Consider the following 19,448-nt stretch of genomic DNA (forward strand, 5'->3'; position numbering starts at 1 on the left):
TGGGTGCGAGTAGGGAAATCTTAGCGCGCCGCCAGTTGAATAAGCAGGCGCTGCGCTGCGGTCAGCAGGATGTCCTGCTGAAAATCAAGTTGGTCGGAGCTAATAGCTAGCTCCCGCAGGCCAGCTACCAACTGGATGAGTGCCGCCAGACGACTATCAGCGGCGGCCGGGTCAAAGGCTTCGCCGCTCCGGTAGCCAATGTTTGGTTGTACGGTACTAATTAGCAGCCTGGTGCCATCGACGCGTAGCGGTTCTTGCACGGGGTAGCGCATTTGGGCCAGGGCGACGCTGCACACATCAACCAAGGCCTGGGCCAGCTGTGGCGGAAGCAGTAGCTGGCGCGTCGCAATGGCAGCGCTGTCGAGGCGAGCAGCGCGTGGGGATGGCGGCTTCACTGTCGCACCCTGCCCATGGAGGACGCCAAGGTTGGCTGGCGCGCCGGGAGCCGAAGCCTGCCAAATACTACGCTTGGCCAGGCGATAAGTCAATAAATAGGTGGGACCGGTGCGCTCGATGGTCAGCGAGTATTCGGGCGCGAAGGAAGGCAGCACCACTACCTGCACCAGTGCCTGCGCGGCTTTGTCTGGCAGCAGCAGGTGCCGGATGGTGCCGCGGTAGCGGAGCTGGTCGTCGCCTAGGGCTAGTGCGCTGCGCGGTGGCACCAAATGGTCGTCGAAAGTAGGCGCCTGCGCCCGCGCTACGCTGGCTGCCAGCCAACCACCTAAGAAAAGCAGATGCCTCATGCCGCGAAGTAAGCGGCCGCCGCTTATAGCGCCGCGTAGCTCACCAATTCGCCGCCTAGCTCGCGCAGCAGCCCTAGGGCCTGACCGCCGCGCCAAAACTCGTACTCCGGCACGCGCATCAGCGGCGAGCCGGGCCGCTCGCTCAGGCCAGGGTGGCTCATAAATTCCACTACCTCGGCCTGCCGAAACGCGGCCGCCACGCCCCGCCGGAAGCCCGCCGCGCTGGCCGGCTCGGTCGAGAACGTGCTGACCAGTGCGCCCGGCGTAGCAAATGGCCCTAGGGCCTGGCGGCTGCTGGCGGCAAAGGCGCGCAGCACCAGCCCGCGCCCATCGAGCCGGCCGGCGGCCGTGAGGCGGCGCACCCGGCCCACGCCCAACTCGCGCAAGATGCCCAGCAGCGCGGGCCCCAGCAGCGGATACTGGTGCAGGTGCTGGTGGCTATCGGCGTGGGTGGGGGCCAGGCCCGCGGCCACTAGGCGGCGCAGCTGGGCGACTACTTCGGTTTTTAGCTCCTGGCGGCGCACCTGGCCGCGCAAGTAGCGCTGCCACAACTGGCTAGAGGAATAAAACTGCCCGTCGGCATCAACCAGCGAGGGCACGGCCGAAGCGGCACTCAGCGGCGGGCCGGCATTGAGGGTGAGGTGCAGGCCCACCGAAAAAGCTGGTGAAACCAGCCCGGCCAGCGCTCGCAGGTCGGCAGCGGTGGCGAAGTTGGCCATCACGGTGGTGCTACTCACCCGCCCGGCCGCGCCCAGCTCCAGAATGGCCTGGGTGGCGGGCGCGTCCCAGCCGAAATCGTCGCAGTTGATGATGAGCTTCTTCAAGGAGCAGGTAGGAAGTAGCAACTAATTGCGGGGGCAAAAGCAGAAGTAGGGGTGGGGCTGGCCCCCGCCCGTCGTCCGCGCCAGCCGGCAAATAACCGTTCAACTGCAAGCAGGGGCGTACCCCGCCCGGCCCCAAGCTACGCTACTGGCTCATAGGCCGCTGCCGACGCCGCCAGCTGCCTGATAATGTAGGGCTTGCGCGAGGGACGCGAGTAGTAGTTGTACATGCCGATTTCGGCCAGCACCCCGAAGCAGAGCAGGAAGAGGCCCGCCATCAGCAGGAATAAGCTGAAAATGAATTCCAGGGGGTAGTGCGCCTCGATATTGAGCCCGAAGAACAGCGAGCGCACCAGAAACTGCCCCGCAATGACGCCACCCACCAGCAGGCACAGCAGCCCCGCCAACCCAAACAGCCGAAACGGCTTGCGCCCGTGCACAATAAAGAAGCGCAGGATGAACAGGTCGAGAATGACGTAGAAGAGCTTGCTGAGCTTGTAGTTGCTCTGGCCAAACTGCCGCTCGTGAATTTCAATCGGGAACTCGCAGTAGCGCAGGCCCTTGCGCGCCACCAGCGCCCCTAGGAAGCGGTGGGCATCGCCGAGCATCTCCACGTTTTTCAGCAAGTAGCTGCGGTAGGCCTTGTAAGTGGCTCCGAAGTAGCGCAACTGCACCCCCGACAGGCGCCGGATGATGCCGTGCGCCGTGGTGGCGAGCGCCGTGGCCACGGCGCCCTCGGGCCGCTTGGCCTTGGCGCCGCCCACCATGTCGTAGCCCGCGTTGATGAGGCTGATAAACTGAGGGATGTAGGCCGGGTCGTGCTGCAAGTCGCCGTCCATCGCAATAATGACTTCGCCCTGGGCCTGGGCAAAGCCGGCCCGCAGCCCAATAGTCTGGCCGTAGTTGCCGGCCAGGTCGATGACCACCAGGCTGGGCTCGCGGCTAGCCAGCTCCTGCATAATGCGCCAGCTCTCGTCGCGGCTGCCGTCGTTCACCAGTATTAGCTCGTAGCGGTAGTGGTGCTGCTGCATCACGGCCGCCACGCGGGCCACCAGTTGGGCTACCGTATCGGCCTCGTTGTAGAGCGGGGCCACTACCGAGATGAGGCCCGAATAAGCCGTGTTGGCAGTAGGAACAGCGAGAGGCGGCATGGCAGACATAGCTGCAAAGGTACGGCCGCTGTACCCAGCTGCTGGTCGGTGCTGCAGTTGGCCAAAGCTGAAGCCCTAGGGGTCGAATGCGCGTCCCAAAAGAAGAAAAGCTAGACAGATGGCTGCTTATAAAATAGTATTAAAGAAAGTTAAAATAGTTTATTTACTGTTCAGCTAAAAGGCGTTATGCTAGGCAGTGCAAACTGATGCTGTAATCTTCATACGCATGAAAAAGGGCTTTATTTAGGCTTTGATGGCATCCGCATGCTTAAATCAGGCATTGACATTGTTTTTGATTACGTTGGTCGAGGCAGTAAAAAAAGTGGTTGAGCAGGCTTTTTAATTTGTAGTATTAAAAGACGAGCTACTTATAAAGTTACTTTATGCATTCCCAGTTATCCTATGAAACCAACCCTAGCCCTCTTTCACCTTCACCTTCTATAAAATGGCTTTAACTGCCAACCCCTTCCATCCTGCCACCGGCGAGTTGTTGCCGAGCTACCGGGACGCCTACTTGCGAGGCGACCTGTCAGCTAAAAACACCGAGCTGGTTGATGCTTACCTCAAGGCCAACCCCTCGAAGGGCAGCGAAGCCTACTACCGCTTCCACACCCTGCAAACCACCGGGCACAGTGTGCGCCCCGTGGGCTGGCTCGACAAGCAGCTGAATCTGCTGCGTACCGAGCCGCGGCGCTTTCGCCACCGCGCTGGCTCGCTCGTGCTGGTAGGGGCCCTCATCAGCGGAGCCGTATTTGCGGCCAGCGGGCCGGTAGCTTCGTCCAAAGACTCGTTTACCAGCACGCCGGTAACTGCCACCACGGTAGCCGAAGCGGGCGAGCTGCTGGCGCCCGAGTCCGTTGCGGCGCTCACCACTATCAGCGGCCGCATTCTCAATGAGAAGGGCCAGCCGCTGGTAGGCGCCACCGTGCTCGACAAGCGCACGCACCGCGGGGTAAGCACCGATGCGCAAGGGCGCTACTCGTTTGCCGTGCCCCGCAGCCAGCACGTGCAGCTGCAGTTCGGCTACGGCGGCTACCAAGACGCCGACCTGCTGACGAAGGGCCAAAGCCTGGGCGATGTAGCCCTGCATCCCCGCACCGACCTGCCCAAGAAGCGTTGGTGGCAGCTGTTTTAAGTACTTGGCCGCGTTTCGCGGCTAGCTAGGCTACCCCTGCCCGCAGCCGATGGAGGGCGTTTTTGCGGGTCGCAGCCTAGCGAGCCGCGTAGCAAAGCCGGGCAGGTGCCGCCCGAAGTAGCTTCCTCGCCGCTGGGGCGGCACCACACTGGTTACTCCGGCACTGACCGGACTTTTTTCCGCGATGAGATTTCCTTTCTTCAACCGCCTTCAGCCTAAACAGATAGTGCCGGCCGCCAGCACCACCGCTGCCCGCCGGGCCGAGCAAATGCTCGCTACCGTGCTGGCAGGCCTGCCCGAGCTGCTGCTAGGCTACGTATTTGATTTACAAGGTAATGCGTTGCTAGCTTCATACACGGTAAGCAGCGAGTTTAACCCGCACCAGCTAACGGTGCGCAATGCCCGGCTGCTGCAAACCGTGCAGCAGGCAGTGGCTACCGGCGCCTGGCCGGGTGGCCCCTGCACCGACCTCACGGTGATGCTCGACGAGCACATGCATTACCTGCGCCCGCTGCCCGAGCTGGGGTGGTACTGCTTCGCGGCCGTGCGCCTCGCCGATGCCAACATGGGCATGGTGAAAGAGGTGCTGCGCCGCGCTACTGCCCAGCCAGATGTCTAACAATCAGTTTATTAGCCTGCCCGCAGGCCCTTCCGTTTACAACTTTCCAACCACACCCTTTTACCCTACCCTTTTATTATGACAACCCCAAAGCAAACCATTGACGGCATCAAAGCCGAGCTGCCCACCCTGGTAGCCGTAGCCGTAGTAGAAACCGAAACCGGCATGCCGCTGGCCTCGCACTCCAACATCGCCGACTTCGACATCGAAACCGCCGCCGCCTACAACACGGAGGTGGTAAAATCGAAGCTTAAGGCCGTGCAGGCGCTGAAGCTCAACCAGACGCTGCAAGACATCCTGCTCACCCTCACCGACCAGCTGCACCTGCTGAAGCTCTCGCCTTCGGGCGATAAGTTCATCTACCTGGCCGTGAACTCGAAAGATACTAACCTGGCCCAGGCCCGCCAGATTATGAAAGCCCACTCGGCTTCGCTCAACTAAGCCGCCCGCTGGCGCCACCACCGCTACCAAGCCCACTGGCCCGCGCCGGTGGGCTTTTGGCGTTTAACGGCCATTAGCTACCATTCGCCTAGGCTAGGCAGCTACTGGCCCGGTGCGCCGCCCCGCCCTTGAATGATTCTGATGGGCCAGGCGTTCGGCCAATCGTAACTTTGCTATATGCAATACCTGGAGGGCCGGCGCTACGTGGTGCTGGCGATTTTTTTGTTGGTGGGGGTGCTATTCGCCGGGCGGTTGTTTTACTTGCAGGTGCTCGACGACTCGTACAAGGTGGCTGCCGACCGCAACACCCTGCAGCGGCAGGTGCAGATTCCGTACCGCGGCCAGATTTACGACCGCCACGACTCGCTGCTCGTCACCAACACCCCCGTCTTTGACCTGGTAGTGGTGCCCCGCGAGGTGAAGCGCCTCGACTCGCTGCGCTTTTGCCAGCTCACCCAAATGCCCATCGAGGACCTGCGCCTAGGGCTGCGGGCGGCCAAAATCTACTCGCGCAATCGGCCCTCGCCGCTCATCCAAAACCTGAGCACGCGCGAGCTGGCCACCATCGACGACATGCTGGGCGACTTTCCTGGCTTCCGCATTCAGGCGCGCATGGCCCGCACCTACAAAACCGAGAACCTGGCCCACGCCCTAGGGTACGTAGGCTCGATAACGCCCAAGCTGCTTGAATCCAGTAAGTTTGCCCACTACCAGCCGGGCGACAACGTGGGTATCTCGGGCCTGGAGTCGTACTATGAATCGACGCTCATGGGCCAGCGCGGCGTGCAGTACCGCCTGGTAAACGTGCGCGGCGTGGACAAAGGCCCTTTCCACGGCGGGCAGTACGATACGCTGTCGGTGGCGGGGCAGGACTTGCACCTGAGCATCGACGCCAGCCTGCAGGCCTACGGCGAGAAGCTGCTGGCCGGCCGCCGCGGCTCCATCGTGGCCCTCGACCCCAAGACGGGCGAAATCCTGTGCTTTGTGTCGGCCCCCCACTACGAGCCGCAGGTGCTCACGGGCCAGGGCAGCGGCAACCGCTACATGGACTTGCTGCGCAATCCCGACCGCCCGCTCTTCGACCGCCCGCTGATGGCTACCTACCCGCCGGGCTCGGTGTTTAAGCTGGTAAACGAGCTGGTGGCTTTGCAGTTGGGCGTCGTGACGCCGGGCACCGGTTTTCCGTGCAACCAGAGCCTCATCCACTGCACCCACCGCCACGAGTACCCCAGCAACGTAAACATCGCCATCAAGCAAAGCTGCAACCCCTACTTCTACCAGGTGATGCGGGCGGCGGTGCTGCGCGGGCAGTCGCGCAACGGCTTCGAGGATGCGCGCCTAGGCCTGGGGCAGTGGCAAAAGATGGTGAAGAGCTTTGGGCTGGGCGAGAAGCTGGGCGTGGATATGAGCCAGGAAAAGCGCGGCCTCATCCCCTCGCCCGACTACTACGACAAGCGCCTGGGCTACCACCGCTGGAACTACAAAACGGTATATTCGCTCAGCATCGGGCAGGGGGAGATTGGCATCACGGGCCTGCAAATGGCCAACGTGCTGGCCACCATCGCCAACCACGGCTACTACTACGCGCCGCACTTCGTGCGTGGCATTGGGGCGGTAGGCCAGCCGCTGGCCCAGTTTCGCGAGCGCCACTACACGGCCATCGATACCAGCCTGTTTAAGTACGTTATCCCCGGCATGCAGGCCGTGGTGGATGGGCGCGGCGGCACCGGCGAGTTTGCCAGCCTGGCGCAGTACGGCATTTCGGTGGCCGGTAAAACCGGTACCGTGCAAAATGCCCACGGCCCCGACCACTCCACCTTCGCCGCCTTTGCTCCCGCCAACAATCCCAAGATTGCCGTGGCGGTATTCATCGAGAACTCGGGCTTTGGAGGCACGGCCGCCGCGCCCTGCGCCGGCCTCATCATGGAGCACTACCTGCGCGGCCACGTGGCACCTTCCCGCAAGCGCTGGGAAAACTGGATTATGTATGGCGACCTGACCCGGCGCGGCCACCATTAGGGTACTGAGCACTTATCAATGAGCAGTTGGTAATAGGAAGCCCCGGGATGAGCTAAGTAAGTTGGCCGGCCTATCCATTGCTCATTGATAATTGCTGATTGTTAATTATTTATCGTGACTCCTTCCCGCTCTTCGCGTAGCATCGACTGGCCCTTGGTGCTGCTTTACCTGCTGCTGGTGGGCCTAGGGTGGGTGGCGGTGTACGCGGCCAGCTACTCGCCCGAGGCGCCCGCTAATCCGCTGGCCAGCCTGGGCTTTTCGCAGCTTATGGCCTTCAACTGGTTCAAGCAGCTGCTGTGGATGGGCACGGCCGCCGTGCTCATCGTGGTGCTGCTGGTGGTCGATTACAAGGCCTACGATACGCTGGCGTATATCTTGTACTTTGCCATGCTCGGGCTGCTGCTCGTGACGCTGGTCATTGCCCGGCCTATCGCCGGCTCGCGCTCGTGGCTGGAGTTTGGGCCGGTGCGCTTGCAGCCGGCCGAGTTTGCCAAGTTTACGACGGCGCTGGCGGCCTCACGCTTCATGGCCAGCATCAACCTGCGGCAACAAAATTGGCGCGACCAGGCCGTGCTGGCCGGCCTCACGCTGGTGCCGGTGGCCCTCATTCTGGCCAGCAATGAAACGGGGCAGGCACTGGTATTCGCGGCCCTGCTGCTGGCGTATTTCCGCGAGGGCATGTCGCCGCTCATCCTGCTGCTACTGGCGGCGGGTGGCGTCATTCTGCTGCTGGCGCTGCTAGTGCCCAAGCTGTGGCTGGTGGGCGGCTTCACAGTGGTGCTAGCCGTAGCTTTCCTGCTGAATGCCAAGCTCTGGCGCCACCACCTCATCCTGAGTCTGAGCACCTGGGCAGCGGTAATCGGCATGGTGTTCGGGGTCAATTTCTTCTTCAACCACGTGCTGCAGCCCCACCAGCGCCAGCGCATCGAAATGCTCATCGACCCCGGCAAAGACCCGCTGGGCAAGGGCTGGAACGTGACCCAGAGCAAGATTGCCCTAGGGTCGGGCGGCTGGCTGGGCAAAGGCTTTCTCAACGGCACCCAAACCAAGTTCGATTTCGTGCCTGAGCAAAGCACCGACTTCATCTTTTGCACCGTGGGCGAGGAGTGGGGCTGGGCGGGCAGCACGCTGGTTATTGGGCTCTACATGGCCTTGCTCTGGCGCATTTTGCTGGTGGCCGAGCGCCAGAAATCGGTGTTTGGCCGCACCTACGGCTACTGCGTGGCCAGTGTGCTGTTCGTGCACTTTACCGTGAACCTAGGCATGACGATGGGCCTAATGCCGGTGGTGGGCATTCCGCTGCCCTTCTTCAGCTACGGCGGCTCGTCGCTGTGGTCGTTCACCATCCTCTTGTTTGCTCTGCTGGCCCTCGACGCCCACCGCAAGCAGGATTTACTGCGCTAGCTCTGCCGTGCCCTTATCTTGGGCGGCATGAAAAAATTACGCTTCCTGGGCGCTTGGTGGGCGCTGGCCGCTGCTCCGGCGCGGGCACAAACGGCGCCCGCCGATATCGTGGTGGTGCGGATTTACGAGGGCAATTCGATTACGGCCATCTTCAGGGTCAGTATAGAGTAGGGGCGGGGCTCGCCCCCGCCCGTCGTTGAACGATTGCCGGCAAGCCGCCCGGCCGACGGGCGGGGACAAGCCCCGCCCCTACTATACAGTAACTGCGAATTTGCTGTAGTTACGCTGGTTAGGGGCTACCTCCGCCAGGCGCCCGCGCCTAGGGCCACTACTGACGCTAAGCTTCCCGCTCCCGCTTGCTTTATGCCAACGCAGTGGTGAACCTCTGCTGGCGCCGCGTAGCCTGTAGTAGCAACTGGTCGGGGTAGTGAGTGCCGGGGCTTCGAAGTAAACACGGGGCCTAGGGCGCCGTCGGGGGCCGGCGCCTGGGTGCCGGCGCGCCGCGTAGCTTGCGGCCCGCATGGCTGGTTTCGTTCGCTATTCGCTTCCGCGCCGCGCCTTCTGGCGCGGACCCGAGCTGGCCGTGGCAGCTGTGCTCACGGCGCTGTGCCTGGCCCTGCCCACCCACAACCCCACCGGCGACGCCTGGTACTACGCTGCCTGCTCGCGCTGGGGCCACGAGCTGTGGCAGCCCCACCACCTAATTTACAACGGGGTGGGCTGGCTGTGGCTGCGTCTGCTGGGCGCCACCGGCCCGGGCCCGGCCGGCAATGCCGCCCTGCCTTGGTTGCAGGCTCTCAATTCGCTGGCCTACGGAGGCTGCCTGCTGCTGCTGGGGCCGCTGCTGCGCCGGGCTGGGGTGCGGCCGGCCGCGGTGCCCGCCTGGCTGCTGGCGGTGGGCAGCACCTTCGGCATGCTGCGCTTCGCCGTCGAAAATGAGGCCTACATCCAGCCATTGCTGGCCGCGCTGGGGGCTAGCTTGGCGTGGGCGCAGGCCCTAGGCAGCACGTCTTTTACGGGCGATGCAACGCGAAGCGAAACACCTACTGTCAGCGCAATGGTAATTGATAAGGCCGCTGGTAATCAGCCTGATTTACGCTTGCGCTGGCTGCTGCTGGCGGGCCTGCTGGCCGCGCTGGCCTGCCTGCTGCACCAAATGCTGGTGTGGTGGTGGCTGGGCTTGCTGCTAGGGCTGCATCCGTGGCGCGGCCGGCGGGCCTTGGGTGCCGCCCTGGCCTATGCCGCGCCCGCGCTGCTGGTGCCGTGGGCTTACTGGCTGGCCGCGCCGCCTGGTGGTGGGGCCTTGGGCGCGGGGCGCTTCGCCCTGCACGACTACCTCACGGGCGCGGCGCGGGTGGGGCTAGGAAGCCGCGGCTGGCTGCTCACCCCCATCAACCTGGTGCGCACCCTAGGGCAGGTACACGGCAACCTGTGGCCGCTGCTGCGCCGCTGGCCGCTGCTGCTGGGCGTGGTGGCCGCCGGCTGCCTGGCGCTTGCCGTGTGGGCCATTATGGGAAGTAGGCCGAAGCTGGACAGCAAGCAGGAAGCTAGTAATCGTCAGCTGCTTAAACCTGTGCTATCAGCAAGCCAGGCGGTATTTGCGCCGGGGCCGGCGGCGGCGCGCCGCCTGCGCCGCACGCACGGGCTGATTGGCGCCCTGCAAGTGGGTTTTGTGGTGCTGTCGGCGGGCAACGCGGAGTTTATGGTGCTGTTGCCAGCGCTGGCGGCGCTGGGGCTGGCCGGCGGCGGCTTGCGGGCCTGGCCGGCCCGGCGCGTGGCGGCGCTGGGGGCAGCCTTGTTGCTCTGGAACGTGGCCGTGGGGCTGGTGCCCGCCCGCCTGCTGACCTTTACTGCGGCCGGGCCGGCCTTGCGGACGGCAGCGCAGCAGCAGCCGGCCGCTTGGTTTATCTTGCTCGACCCCAACCCCTTGCGCAACCAGCTGCATTACTACACCGGGCAGCCAGTGGCCCCGGCGCGGGTGCTGGGGCTAGCGGGGCAAGATTCGGCTAGCTTCCGGGCGTGGCTGCGCCGCCAGCTGGCTGGTGGTGCGGTAGTATACACCGATGCGCTGGGTGGCCCGCAGCCCCTCGACCGGGCCCGCCTCACATTGGGCAACCCGGCTACGCTGCTGGGCGGCTTTGGGGCCCGGCGCGTAATGGTGCTGCCCACCTTCCTAGGGCCCTACTACCTCTCGAAGCTGGCGCTGCCCGCTGCGGCTGGCCCGCGGCGCAGCCACCCCAGCGCCAAGGCTAGCGCGCCCGCAACTACTGGGGCCGCCAGGTAGCCCATGCGGCCCAGGTCGGCCGATAAGAGCATGTGTACGAAGACGATAAGCAGCCACCAGCCCTCGGCGGCTCGCAGTACCGGGGCCAGGGCGCGCCGCCCGCCCGGCCAAGCCAGCGCCGCCAGCACCGGCCCCCACAGCAGCCCAAAGCTACTCGCGGCTTCGGCCAGGCCCTTGGCCGTCGCCAGCTTGCCCAGCGAGTAGCGAATATTATCGAAGTGCGCCAGCGCGTTGCCCACGGCCGCCGTGGGCAACGCGCCCGCCGCCTCGTCTACCCAGCGATGGGCTAGCAGCAAAGCCCCTAGGCCCCCAGCCAGCGCCAAGGCTTGGCCGCGCCAGGGCAGCGCCGGGCGGCCGTACCAGGCCAGCCAGGGTAGCACAAAGACAAACGACTCTTTGGCCAGCGGCCCTAGCAGCAGGGCCACCGCCACCGCCCAGCCCGCCCCCGGCCCGCGCCGCCCGGCGTAGTAGGCCAGCGCCAGCACCAGCCAGTACAGGCTGTCGGTGAGGGGCAAGCCCGCCGCGTAGCCTGCCCAGCGGCTGCTGAGTGCGGCCAGCATGGCCACCGCGGCCAGGCCCGCCCCGGCCCCCGATAGCCGCGCCGCCCGGTACCAGGCCGCCGCCGCCGCGGCTAGCAGCGCGCAGTTAATCAGGTAGAAAGCCAGGCGGCGCGCGCCTTCGCCGGCGGGGGCGCCCGGCTGAGCGGGCAGGCTGCCTAGCATAGCCAGGGGCCGGGCCAGCGCCCCCGCCGCCAAGGGCACCAGCAGCCGGTAGCGGCGCGTCACACTCACGCTATCGAAGCGGCCGGCGGCCAGGCGCAAGTAGCTGCGCGTATCGGGCGAGTACGAGAAATCGTAGTGCCGGTAGGTGGGGTAGGCCAGGTTGAGCAGCACTGCCAGCCCTAGGGCCCCAGGCAGCAGCCAGCGCCACAGCCTGGGCAGGAGGAGCGGGCGCGGGGTGGTACTCAACTGCCTTGGCCAAATTTGCGCTCAATGAGCTTGCGTAGCTTGGCCACGTGTTCTTCGCGGCGGGCCCAGTCGTGGCGCGGCGCCAGCTCGTGCTGCACGTAGGCCAGGGCCGCCTCGAGGGTGGGTAGCTGGTCGAGGTGCTCGATGGCGGCGTGGTATTCCATGTTCTCGCCGTTAAATAGCTCATTGATAAAGCTATAGCGCTGATTGATGGAAATGGCTTCGCGCAGGCTGCCAACTTTGGGCGCGCCGCGCTCGGCCAGGCTGGGCGCCGCGCTGGCTGCCCCGGCCCCGCGCAGCGTGTCGGCCAGGTGGGCGCTGGCCGGCTGGGTGGCCTTCAGCTTTTCGTAGAGCGGCACGCCGCTGGCGGCGGCTGGCGCAAACGAGGGTACGGCTGCTTTAGGCGCCGCTGGCTTGGGCTCGGCCGATGGGGTGGAAACGGCTGGTGCCTGGGCAACCGGCGCGGCGGGGGCTGTCGGCTGGGTAACGAGCGGCCGCGCGGGCGCGCTAGTAGCTGGCTCGGCCACTGGCACCGCCGGTGCGGCCGCCACGGCGGGGGCGGGGGCAGGCGCGGCAGCCGGGGCCGGTGCGGCAACCGGCACTGCGGGCTTGGGGGCTGCCAGGGAAATTGGGGCCGCAACGGGTGGCGCAGCAGGGGCCGCGGCTGGCTTGGCCGGAGCTGTTTTGCCGGGGCCATCGTCCCAGAGGTCGGCCTCGGTGAGGGGCAGCAGCGCGCTTAGCTCGGCTACCAGGGGGGCGAGGGGGGGCAATTCCTTGTAGTGGTTGGCGCGGTAGAGGTCGAGGCGCTGCACCAGAAACTCGCGGCTAAGCGGCGCGTTGCCAGTGGGCAGGCTATCCATAAAGCCCTCAAAGAAGCCCTTGCCCAGGTCGAGGTAGCGCAGGCGTTCGCGCAGGTAGGGTAGGGGCACGGCGGCGTCGGGCACGGCGGCCTGGGCGGGCGGCAGCAGCAGGCGCTCGAAGGCGGCCGCGGGGTCGGTGGCCAGCAGCAGAGTGTAGGCAATGGCCTGGGCCAGCAGCGGCTCCAGCGCCCGCTGCCCCACGCTGATGTGGCGCGAGAGCACGTTCATGAACTGCCCTAGGGCCTCGCGCACGGGCGCGGCCTCAAAATCGAAGTAGGGGCTGCGCAGCTGGGTGGCTTCGTGCTGCCAGCGGCCCAGCAGCTGGTGCAGCACCAGCAGGTTGAGCTGGCGCAGCGGCGTAAATTTTAGCAGCGCCGGGCCATCGAGCGTGGCGGCGGGCTGCGAGCCAAAGTGCTGCTGGCATAGCCGGGCGGCCAGCCGGTGGCCGTACTGCTCGCACTTGGCAAGGCTATATTTGTCGGGCATGGCGGAAGAAGATTATGCGTTAAAAATTATGAATGGCAAACCAGCGAAACTGAGGCAAGCTACGCGTGCCTTTTCAGCCTGGCTTTAGTAAAAAATACCTTCATAACCCATAATTTTCAATTCATAATTGCCCCAGACGGGGCTGGTTTCGCCGCCAAGTTAGCCATAAAATGCCCCTGCTGACCATTGAGGGCCTAGGCGGCCCGCCACTGCCCCTGCGGCCCGGCGCCACGCTGCTAGCTGCCATTCAGGCCGGCGGCCACGACTGGTGGCACGCCTGCGGGGCCAAGGGCCGCTGCACCACCTGCCGCCTGCAAGTGCTGGCCGGCGCCGAGGCGCTCACGCCCCTTACCGAGCCCGAGCAGCGCTACCAAGCTGCTGGCCGCCTGCGCCCCGACGAGCGCCTCGCCTGCCAGGCGCGCCTGCTGCCCCTAGGGGGCGATGTGGCCGGCGCCAAGCCGTAGCTGAAACACGGGTGGCGAGCTTTAAAAAAAGCTCGGCGCTATCAGTGCGCACTGATAGCGGATAGATGAATTTTGCCTATATATTGCCGAGGTTTTGGCAAGCCGTATTTAATTCGATTCTATTCGTTCTTGCTATTTTTCAATTGATTAGTTATTCACTTTCTTTTTTTCTATGCCCAAACCTTTTACTCCTATTATCAGTGGCTTGCTGCTTGGTTCCGTGCTCCTGCAAAGCTGCGCTACGCTTATCTCGGGTTCCCGGCAAACTATCCGCATAGTGGGGCAGCCGGCCGGCAGCACTATTTACGTCAACGACCAGCCGGTAGAAGCCAAACCCCTAGCCGATGGGGGCGCCAAGGTGAGCCTGCGGCGTAAGGGTACCTCGGAAATCAGAATTAAGCACGAGGGCTACAAGGACTACAATGAAGTGTTGAAGGCCAACCGCGTAAACGGCGTTACCTACCTCAACTACTTGCTTATTCCGGTAGGCCTGGTGGGCGGGGTAGTGGGCGCGGCCGCTGGGAGCAGCAACAGTGGCCCGAGCCTAGGCCCCCTGGTGCTGGGACTGCTTGCGCCACTGGGGGCGCTGGGGGTGGACGCGGGCACCGGCGCTAATCGCCGCTTTACCGAAACGGAAGTGCACGCCCTCATGCCGCGGCTGCCTAAACCGGTTGCTAACGGCCAGTCGGTGGCCGCCGGCCCGGTGAACGTGCGCGTAAAAGGGGGAGATAAAATGGGTAACTTCTTGGTTATGAAAGAAACCAAGGAAATCCTCTACTTCGGTAAGACGCTCGATATAAACTCTGAAACCCTGCAAAACACCGTCAGCAATACCCTTAAGGAGCTGGGCTACAACGTGCCGGCGGCGGGGCGCAGCGTATTTTCGGCGGCCTCGGCGGCGCGCTACACGCTGCAGGCGGAGATGCGGAATATCAAGTACGATATCAACGCCAACAGTCCCTACGAAGCCCTGGCCCGCTTCGAAACCAGCTGCACGGTGGAAGTGACTTGGAAGCTGGTGAACCAAACCCGCCAAACAGTGGTGGAGCAGAAAACCAGCGGCTCGAGCGTCAAGTTTGAGAAAGGTGGTAGCGCAGCCTTCGAAGACGCCTTCGAGAATGCTCTGTACACCTTCCTCGACCAGCCCACCACCACGGCCGCGCTGGCCAATCCCAATGCCCCGGCGCTGGCTTCGACTGGCTTAGAAGCGGCGAATGCTAGCGCAAGCACCGGCCTAGGCTCCACTTCAGCGGTGAAGCCAAATTTGGCCGCCAGTGAAAAAATGGCGCCCATCAGCGTGCGCCGCGCCGCGCCCCTCAAGCCCACCGGCGATAACGGCATCGGTGCCGCGGCGCGGTGCGTAGCCACCATCGTGACCAGCGACGGGCACGGCAGCGGTTGCTTCATCTCGCCCGACGGCTACCTCGTTACCAATGCCCACGTAGTAGGCAACGACGCTACGGTAGATGTGCTGCTCGCCGACGGCTTGCAAGCCAAGGGCCGCGTGGTGCGCCTAAACCCCGACATGGACCTAGCCCTCCTCAAAGTGGATACCGACGGCCTGACGGCGTTTCAGCTGCCTACGGGTGGGGTAGTGGAGGTAGGCTCCGATGTGTTTGCCATCGGCACGCCCGCCGATAAGGAGCTGGGCCAAAGCATCGCGAAAGGTATTATCAGCGGCCGGCGCAAGCTCGACGGTCGCACGCTGCTCCAAACTGATGTAAGCATTAACGGGGGTAATAGCGGGGGCGCCCTCGTGGCGCGCTCGGGCCAGCTGCTCGGCATCGTGAATGCGAAACTGGTGGGCCAGGGCATTGAAGGTATTGGCTTCGCTATTCCGGCTGACCAGGTGAGCGAGGCTTTGCAGCTCAAATTTATTGATTGATACCCTGGGTGCTAAGGGTAGATAAGCCGCGGCCGGCAGTCTGTACCAGGCTGCCGGCCGTGTGGCTTTCGCTGGGTTGCGCAGGGTAGGCTGTACTTTCGTAAGCAGGGGGCTGCGTTGCTGGGCGTAGTAAAGGTGGCCCGCTACTACTGCTTTGCGTTTGCCATGTCGTTATTTACTGAGCCTCGCCGCTTCCCGCTCGACCCGCCCCGCCACCGCGGCTGGCTCGAAGTCATTTGCGGCTCCATGTTTTCGGGCAAAACCGAAGAGCTGATTCGCCGCCTCACCCGTGCCCGCATTGCGCGCCAGCGGGTCGAGATTTTTAAGCCTGCCCTCGATACCCGCTACCATGCCCAGGATGTGGTGAGCCACAACCATACCAGCATTCGCAGCACGCCCGTGCAGCTGCCCAGCGAAATTCTGCTGCTGGCCGGCGGCGGCACCGACGTGGTGGGCATCGACGAGGCCCAGTTCTTCGACGAGTCGCTGGTGGACGTGTGCCGCCAGTTGGCCGACGGCGGCACCCGCGTAATCGTGGCGGGCCTGGATATGGATTTTCGCGGCCGCCCTTTTGGCCCCATGCCGGCGCTGCTGGCCACGGCCGAGTTCGTGACCAAGGTGCACGCCGTGTGCGTGTGCTGCGGCGAACTGGCCGCCTACTCGTACCGTACCGTGCCCAGCGCCAGCCAGGTGCTGCTGGGCGAAACCGAAGCCTACGAGGCTCGCTGCCGCCCCTGCTTTTTGGCCGGCGAGGCCGCCCAGCCCCTGCGCGACCCAGCCCGGCAGGGCGCTGCGGGCCGGTAGCGGCAAGTGGGCCCTAGGGTGCCGCGCCGGCCCGGAGCAGCCGCGCACTAAGCAGCCAGCGGCCGCGTTAGCTTAGCGCCACTTTTCTTGCCTTATACTTTGCCGCTTGCTTATGCGACAGCTTTCCGCCTGGGTTGTTTTTTGGTTGCTGCTCGGCCACGCCTTTGGTAGCCAGGCCCAGGGCGCGGCCTACGGCGATTGGCAGCTGCACCTGCCGGCCCGCCACCCGCGGCTGCTGGCCGAAGCTGGCGACCGACTGTACGTGGCCGACGAGTCGTCGTTCTACTACTACGATAAGGCGCTGGATGCCACGCGTATGCTTTCGCGCCGCGACGGGCTGAGCGACGTGGGCGTGCAGGCGCTGGCCTACGATTCAGCCTCAGCCCAGCTGGTTGTCGTGTATGCCAGCGGCAACATCGACCTGCTGGGCGCCGGCGGCACGGTGCGCAACGTGACGGACCTGCTGCGCAAGCAGGCAACCGCCAAGAGCATCAATCAGGTACAGATTTTCAATGGCTTGGCCTACATCAGCACCAGCCTAGGGATAGTAGTGCTCGACCTGGCCAAGCGCGAGGTGCGCGACACCTACGGGGCCATCGGGCCGAGCGGCACGGCCGTGACGGCCTACGCCACGGCCGTGCTGCACGACACTATTTTTGCGGCTACCTCGGCTGGTATTTTGCGGGGGCGCCTTAGCTCGGCGGTTAACTTGCTCGACTACAGAAGCTGGGTGCAGGAAGTGCCTAACCCGCAAAATACCAGCCAGGCGTATGAATACCTAGCCGTGTACCAGGGGCATCTGGTGGCGGCAGCCCGCTACTACGGGGTAAGCTACCTGGCCGGCACGGGCGCGGCGCGCAGCTGGCGCTTCGTGGCCAACAGCTACGGCAGCGTGGCGCGGCGCCTGCGCACCAGCGGCGGCCAGCTGCTGGTTGCCTTCGAAAACAACCCGCTGCGCCGATTCGATGCCCCCACCGGCCGGCTGGTAGATGTGCTGCCCACGGCCAGCACGGGCCCGGTGGTAACGGATGCTCTGCGCGAAGCCGACGGTACCCTATTCGTGGCCAGCTACACCCTAGGGCTACTGCGCTTTGGGCCCGGCGCTACGGCCAACCCCGAGGTTATTCAGCCTAACGGCCCGGCCACGGCCCTGGCTTTTGGCTTGGTGGCCGACGCGGCCAGCAATACGGTTGATGTGCTGCCGGGCGGCTACTCGGGCAGCAGCGGCTTGCAGCAGGGCCGGCGCGAGGGCTTTTACGAGTACCACGGCGGGCAGTGGACCAACTACACGAGCGCCAACTACTCGGCCACCGATTTTCCTAATCTGCTCGACCTGTCGCGCGGCACCCGCCTGGCCGATGGCACGCTCTACCTGGCTAGCTACGGCAACGGCCTGCTGGCTTGGAAGGGCCCCGGCCAGTTTCAGCGCTACACCGCTGGCACGCCCGCAGGCTCGCCCCTGCGCAGCAGCCTCGACCCCGACGCTACCAACCTGGACTACGTGCGCGTAACCGACGTGGCCGCCGACCCCAGCGGCCGCTACCTGTGGGTAGTCAACCGCCACCAGCGGGCCAACGTGTCGGGACTGCTGCGCTTCGAGCCGGGCACTGGCCGCTGGCAGTCAGCCAACTATGCATTCGGCCTGCAAAACCTCGACCGCGTGGTAGTGGATGCCTTCGGCAATCCCTGGGCCACGCAGTCGCGCAAGGAGGGCACCGGGCTGATGGCCTACGACACCACCAGCCGCCAGGCGTTCAACTTTGGCACCGCCAATGGGCTGCCCAGCAACTCACTTTACTGCGTGGCGCGCGACCGCGCCGGCGCCATCTGGGTGGGCACCGCCGAGGGGGTAGCCTACGTGGGCGACCCTAGCCCCCTGGTGGGCGCCGTAGCCCAGCCTACGTTCACCAAGCCAGTGGCCCAGAGCGGCAACGGGCTGTTTCCGACGCTCTACAACGAGAGCGTAACCTGCATAGCCATCGACGGAGCCAACCGCAAATGGTTTGGCACGCCCAACGGCCTGTGGCTCTTCAATGCCACCGCCAGCGAGGCACTGCTCCACTTCACTACCGCCAACAGCCCGCTGCCCAGCAACACGATTAACGACTTGGCCGTGAACGACAAAACCGGCGAAGTATTCGTAGCCACCGACGCGGGCGTGGTCAGCTACCAGGGCTCGGCCAGCCTCACCGAGGGCAAGCCCAGCTGCGCCCAGGTGTTCCCCAACCCCGTGCGGCCCGAATTCGCAGGCACCGTCGGCATCCGCGGCGTGGTAAACAACGCGCAAGTAAAAATTACCGACATCGCCGGCCACCTCGTGTACAGCACCACCGCCGCCGGCGGCACCGTCACTTGGAACCTCACCGATGCCCAGGGTCAGCGTGTGCGCTCGGGTGTGTACCTGGTGCTCAGCTCCGACGCCCAGGGCCAGAACACGTGCGTGAGCAAAGTAGCGGTGCTGAGCAAGTAGGGTAGGGCCAATCTACCGCGCCGCCTAGGGTCATCCCAACGGCGCGAGCGAAATGCTTCGCTGCGCTCGGCATGACGTTCTTTCACTTCATTTTCAATTATTATTTCCCCTAGGCCTCATGCTCATCAAAACCCACGGCATCGTTTTTAACTACCTCAAGTACCGCGAAACCAGCATTATTGCCCGCGTATACACCGAGCGGCGCGGCGTGCAGAGCTACCTCGTAAACGGCGTGCGCAAGGCCAAGCCGCCGGGCCGCATCGCCCTGTTCCAGCCCCTTACCCTGCTGGAACTGGTGGCCTACGTGCCGCGCCAGGGCTCCGACCTCACCCGTTTGTCCGAGTTTCGCTGCGCCGAGCCATTCCGCTCCTTGCCCTACGATGTGCGCAAGAGCAGCGTGGCGCTTTTCTTGAGCGAAGTGCTGAGCAAGGCCGTGCGCGAAGAAGAAGAAAACCTGCCGCTATTCCGCTTCCTGCACGATTCCATCCTGGCTTTTGACGAGCAGGAGGTGGGCATGGAAAACTTTGCGCTGCTGTTTCTGCTGCACTTGGCGGGCTACCTGGGCTTCGGTATCACGAGCGGCGCCGAGCTCACCGACCAGCTGATGATGGCCGGCCCCGCGGGCGGCAGCGGCTACAGCAGCGGTCCGCAGCAGCTGCGCCTGCGCGAGTTCGACCAGTACTTCGACCAGCTGCTGCACGCCCCCGCCACCAGCACCATCCCCAGCGGCCAGGTGCGCCGCGAGCTGCTGGCCGTGCTGCTGCGCTACTACCAGCTGCACCTGGAGGGCTTCGGCGACATCAAGTCGCTGGACGTGCTCAGTGAGGTGCTCGCTGGCTAGGCCTGCCAAGTGCCCCGCTCGCCCCTAGGTGTCAGGCGTCTGTGGTAACCCCA

17 protein-coding genes are annotated in these 19,448 nt (G+C 64.5%); 12 read left to right on the forward strand and 5 right to left on the reverse strand.

Annotated elements, in window-relative coordinates:
- Window positions 1–20: 20 nt before the first annotated feature.
- The 3 genes from HHL22_RS15620 to HHL22_RS15630 all read right to left on the reverse strand — a co-directional run bounded on the left by HHL22_RS15620 (window position 21) and on the right by HHL22_RS15630 (window position 2,715).
- A complete protein-coding gene (locus HHL22_RS15620; protein ID WP_169532268.1) occupies window positions 21–743 on the reverse strand; it encodes a hypothetical protein in 723 nt (240 codons plus the stop codon).
- Between the two features lie 23 nt (window positions 744–766).
- Complete coding sequence (locus tag HHL22_RS15625; RefSeq protein ID WP_169532269.1) at window positions 767–1,567, reverse strand: carbohydrate deacetylase; 801 nt, start codon at window positions 1,565–1,567, stop codon at window positions 767–769.
- A 137-nt stretch (window positions 1,568–1,704) separates the two neighbouring features.
- On the reverse strand, window positions 1,705–2,715 hold the full coding sequence (locus HHL22_RS15630; RefSeq protein ID WP_169532270.1) for a glycosyltransferase family 2 protein: 1,011 nt from the start codon (window positions 2,713–2,715) through the stop codon (window positions 1,705–1,707).
- Between the two features lie 445 nt (window positions 2,716–3,160).
- On the opposite strand from HHL22_RS15630, the gene HHL22_RS15635 reads away from it, so the two are divergent.
- The 7 genes from HHL22_RS15635 (at window position 3,161) to HHL22_RS15665 (ending at window position 10,617) form a co-directional block, all read left to right on the forward strand.
- Entirely contained in the window at window positions 3,161–3,850 is a 690-nt protein-coding gene (locus HHL22_RS15635) for a carboxypeptidase-like regulatory domain-containing protein (RefSeq protein ID WP_169532271.1), read from the forward strand.
- 184 nt (window positions 3,851–4,034) lie between these two features.
- Complete coding sequence (locus tag HHL22_RS15640) at window positions 4,035–4,469, forward strand: hypothetical protein (RefSeq protein ID WP_169532272.1); 435 nt, start codon at window positions 4,035–4,037, stop codon at window positions 4,467–4,469.
- Between the two features lie 78 nt (window positions 4,470–4,547).
- Window positions 4,548–4,910 carry a hypothetical protein gene (locus HHL22_RS15645; RefSeq protein WP_169532273.1) on the forward strand — a complete coding sequence of 121 codons (363 nt, stop codon included), beginning with the start codon at window positions 4,548–4,550 and terminating at the stop codon, window positions 4,908–4,910.
- A gap of 177 nt (window positions 4,911–5,087) precedes the next feature.
- On the forward strand, window positions 5,088–6,929 hold the full coding sequence (gene mrdA, locus HHL22_RS15650; RefSeq protein WP_169532274.1) for a penicillin-binding protein 2: 1,842 nt from the start codon (window positions 5,088–5,090) through the stop codon (window positions 6,927–6,929).
- A 114-nt stretch (window positions 6,930–7,043) separates the two neighbouring features.
- Window positions 7,044–8,333 (forward strand): rod shape-determining protein RodA, encoded by a 1,290-nt coding sequence (rodA, locus tag HHL22_RS15655; RefSeq protein ID WP_317172673.1) that lies wholly within the window; start codon window positions 7,044–7,046, stop codon window positions 8,331–8,333.
- Between the two features lie 27 nt (window positions 8,334–8,360).
- Window positions 8,361–8,504 carry a hypothetical protein gene (locus tag HHL22_RS15660; RefSeq protein WP_169532275.1) on the forward strand — a complete coding sequence of 48 codons (144 nt, stop codon included), beginning with the start codon at window positions 8,361–8,363 and terminating at the stop codon, window positions 8,502–8,504.
- A 349-nt stretch (window positions 8,505–8,853) separates the two neighbouring features.
- On the forward strand, window positions 8,854–10,617 hold the full coding sequence (locus HHL22_RS15665) for a hypothetical protein (RefSeq protein WP_169532276.1): 1,764 nt from the start codon (window positions 8,854–8,856) through the stop codon (window positions 10,615–10,617).
- On the opposite strand, the gene HHL22_RS15670 is transcribed toward HHL22_RS15665, so the two are convergent.
- Both HHL22_RS15670 and HHL22_RS15675 read right to left on the reverse strand, forming a co-directional pair.
- Window positions 10,518–11,585 (reverse strand): hypothetical protein, encoded by a 1,068-nt coding sequence (locus HHL22_RS15670; RefSeq protein WP_169532277.1) that lies wholly within the window; start codon window positions 11,583–11,585, stop codon window positions 10,518–10,520. The genes HHL22_RS15665 and HHL22_RS15670 overlap by 100 nt on opposite strands.
- Window positions 11,582–12,931, reverse strand: coding sequence for a hypothetical protein (locus HHL22_RS15675; protein WP_169532278.1), 1,350 nt, complete (start codon window positions 12,929–12,931; stop codon window positions 11,582–11,584). Before HHL22_RS15675 ends, HHL22_RS15670 begins: the two co-directional genes overlap by 4 nt.
- Window positions 12,932–13,101: 170 nt before the next feature.
- On the opposite strand from HHL22_RS15675, the gene HHL22_RS15680 reads away from it, so the two are divergent.
- The 5 genes from HHL22_RS15680 to recO all read left to right on the forward strand — a co-directional run bounded on the left by HHL22_RS15680 (window position 13,102) and on the right by recO (window position 19,395).
- Window positions 13,102–13,395 (forward strand): 2Fe-2S iron-sulfur cluster-binding protein, encoded by a 294-nt coding sequence (locus HHL22_RS15680; RefSeq protein WP_169532279.1) that lies wholly within the window; start codon window positions 13,102–13,104, stop codon window positions 13,393–13,395.
- A gap of 172 nt (window positions 13,396–13,567) precedes the next feature.
- Window positions 13,568–15,280: a S1C family serine protease gene (locus HHL22_RS15685; protein ID WP_169532280.1), complete on the forward strand. Its 1,713-nt coding sequence runs from the start codon at window positions 13,568–13,570 to the stop codon at window positions 15,278–15,280.
- 165 nt (window positions 15,281–15,445) lie between these two features.
- Entirely contained in the window at window positions 15,446–16,084 is a 639-nt protein-coding gene (locus tag HHL22_RS15690; RefSeq protein ID WP_169532281.1) for a thymidine kinase, read from the forward strand.
- Window positions 16,085–16,196: 112 nt separating this feature from the next.
- Window positions 16,197–18,554, forward strand: coding sequence for a type IX secretion system anionic LPS delivery protein PorZ (gene porZ, locus HHL22_RS15695; protein ID WP_169532282.1), 2,358 nt, complete (start codon window positions 16,197–16,199; stop codon window positions 18,552–18,554).
- Window positions 18,555–18,672: 118 nt separating this feature from the next.
- Entirely contained in the window at window positions 18,673–19,395 is a 723-nt protein-coding gene (gene recO / locus HHL22_RS15700; RefSeq protein WP_169532283.1) for a DNA repair protein RecO, read from the forward strand.
- The last annotated feature ends 53 nt before the right edge of the window (window positions 19,396–19,448 follow it).

Origin of the sequence: Hymenobacter polaris, assembly GCF_012927305.1 — a bacterium.
In the GTDB taxonomy this organism is placed as follows: domain Bacteria; phylum Bacteroidota; class Bacteroidia; order Cytophagales; family Hymenobacteraceae; genus Hymenobacter; species Hymenobacter polaris.

Bases quoted from the DNA above. Each gene is read 5' to 3' on its own strand.
- HHL22_RS15690 (WP_169532281.1), top strand. From the start codon at position 15,446: ATGTCGTTATTTACTGAGCCTCGCCGCTTCCCGCTCGACCCGCCCCGC.
- HHL22_RS15645 (WP_169532273.1), top strand. From the start codon at position 4,548: ATGACAACCCCAAAGCAAACCATTGACGGCATCAAAGCCGAGCTGCCC.
- porZ (WP_169532282.1), top strand. From the start codon at position 16,197: ATGCGACAGCTTTCCGCCTGGGTTGTTTTTTGGTTGCTGCTCGGCCAC.
- HHL22_RS15630 (WP_169532270.1), bottom strand. From the start codon at position 2,715: ATGCCGCCTCTCGCTGTTCCTACTGCCAACACGGCTTATTCGGGCCTC.
- mrdA (WP_169532274.1), top strand. From the start codon at position 5,088: ATGCAATACCTGGAGGGCCGGCGCTACGTGGTGCTGGCGATTTTTTTG.
- HHL22_RS15620 (WP_169532268.1), bottom strand. From the start codon at position 743: ATGAGGCATCTGCTTTTCTTAGGTGGTTGGCTGGCAGCCAGCGTAGCG.
- HHL22_RS15675 (WP_169532278.1), bottom strand. From the start codon at position 12,931: ATGCCCGACAAATATAGCCTTGCCAAGTGCGAGCAGTACGGCCACCGG.
- HHL22_RS15640 (WP_169532272.1), top strand. From the start codon at position 4,035: ATGAGATTTCCTTTCTTCAACCGCCTTCAGCCTAAACAGATAGTGCCG.
- HHL22_RS15665 (WP_169532276.1), top strand. From the start codon at position 8,854: ATGGCTGGTTTCGTTCGCTATTCGCTTCCGCGCCGCGCCTTCTGGCGC.
- HHL22_RS15660 (WP_169532275.1), top strand. From the start codon at position 8,361: ATGAAAAAATTACGCTTCCTGGGCGCTTGGTGGGCGCTGGCCGCTGCT.
- HHL22_RS15635 (WP_169532271.1), top strand. From the start codon at position 3,161: ATGGCTTTAACTGCCAACCCCTTCCATCCTGCCACCGGCGAGTTGTTG.
- HHL22_RS15680 (WP_169532279.1), top strand. From the start codon at position 13,102: ATGCCCCTGCTGACCATTGAGGGCCTAGGCGGCCCGCCACTGCCCCTG.
- HHL22_RS15685 (WP_169532280.1), top strand. From the start codon at position 13,568: ATGCCCAAACCTTTTACTCCTATTATCAGTGGCTTGCTGCTTGGTTCC.
- recO (WP_169532283.1), top strand. From the start codon at position 18,673: ATGCTCATCAAAACCCACGGCATCGTTTTTAACTACCTCAAGTACCGC.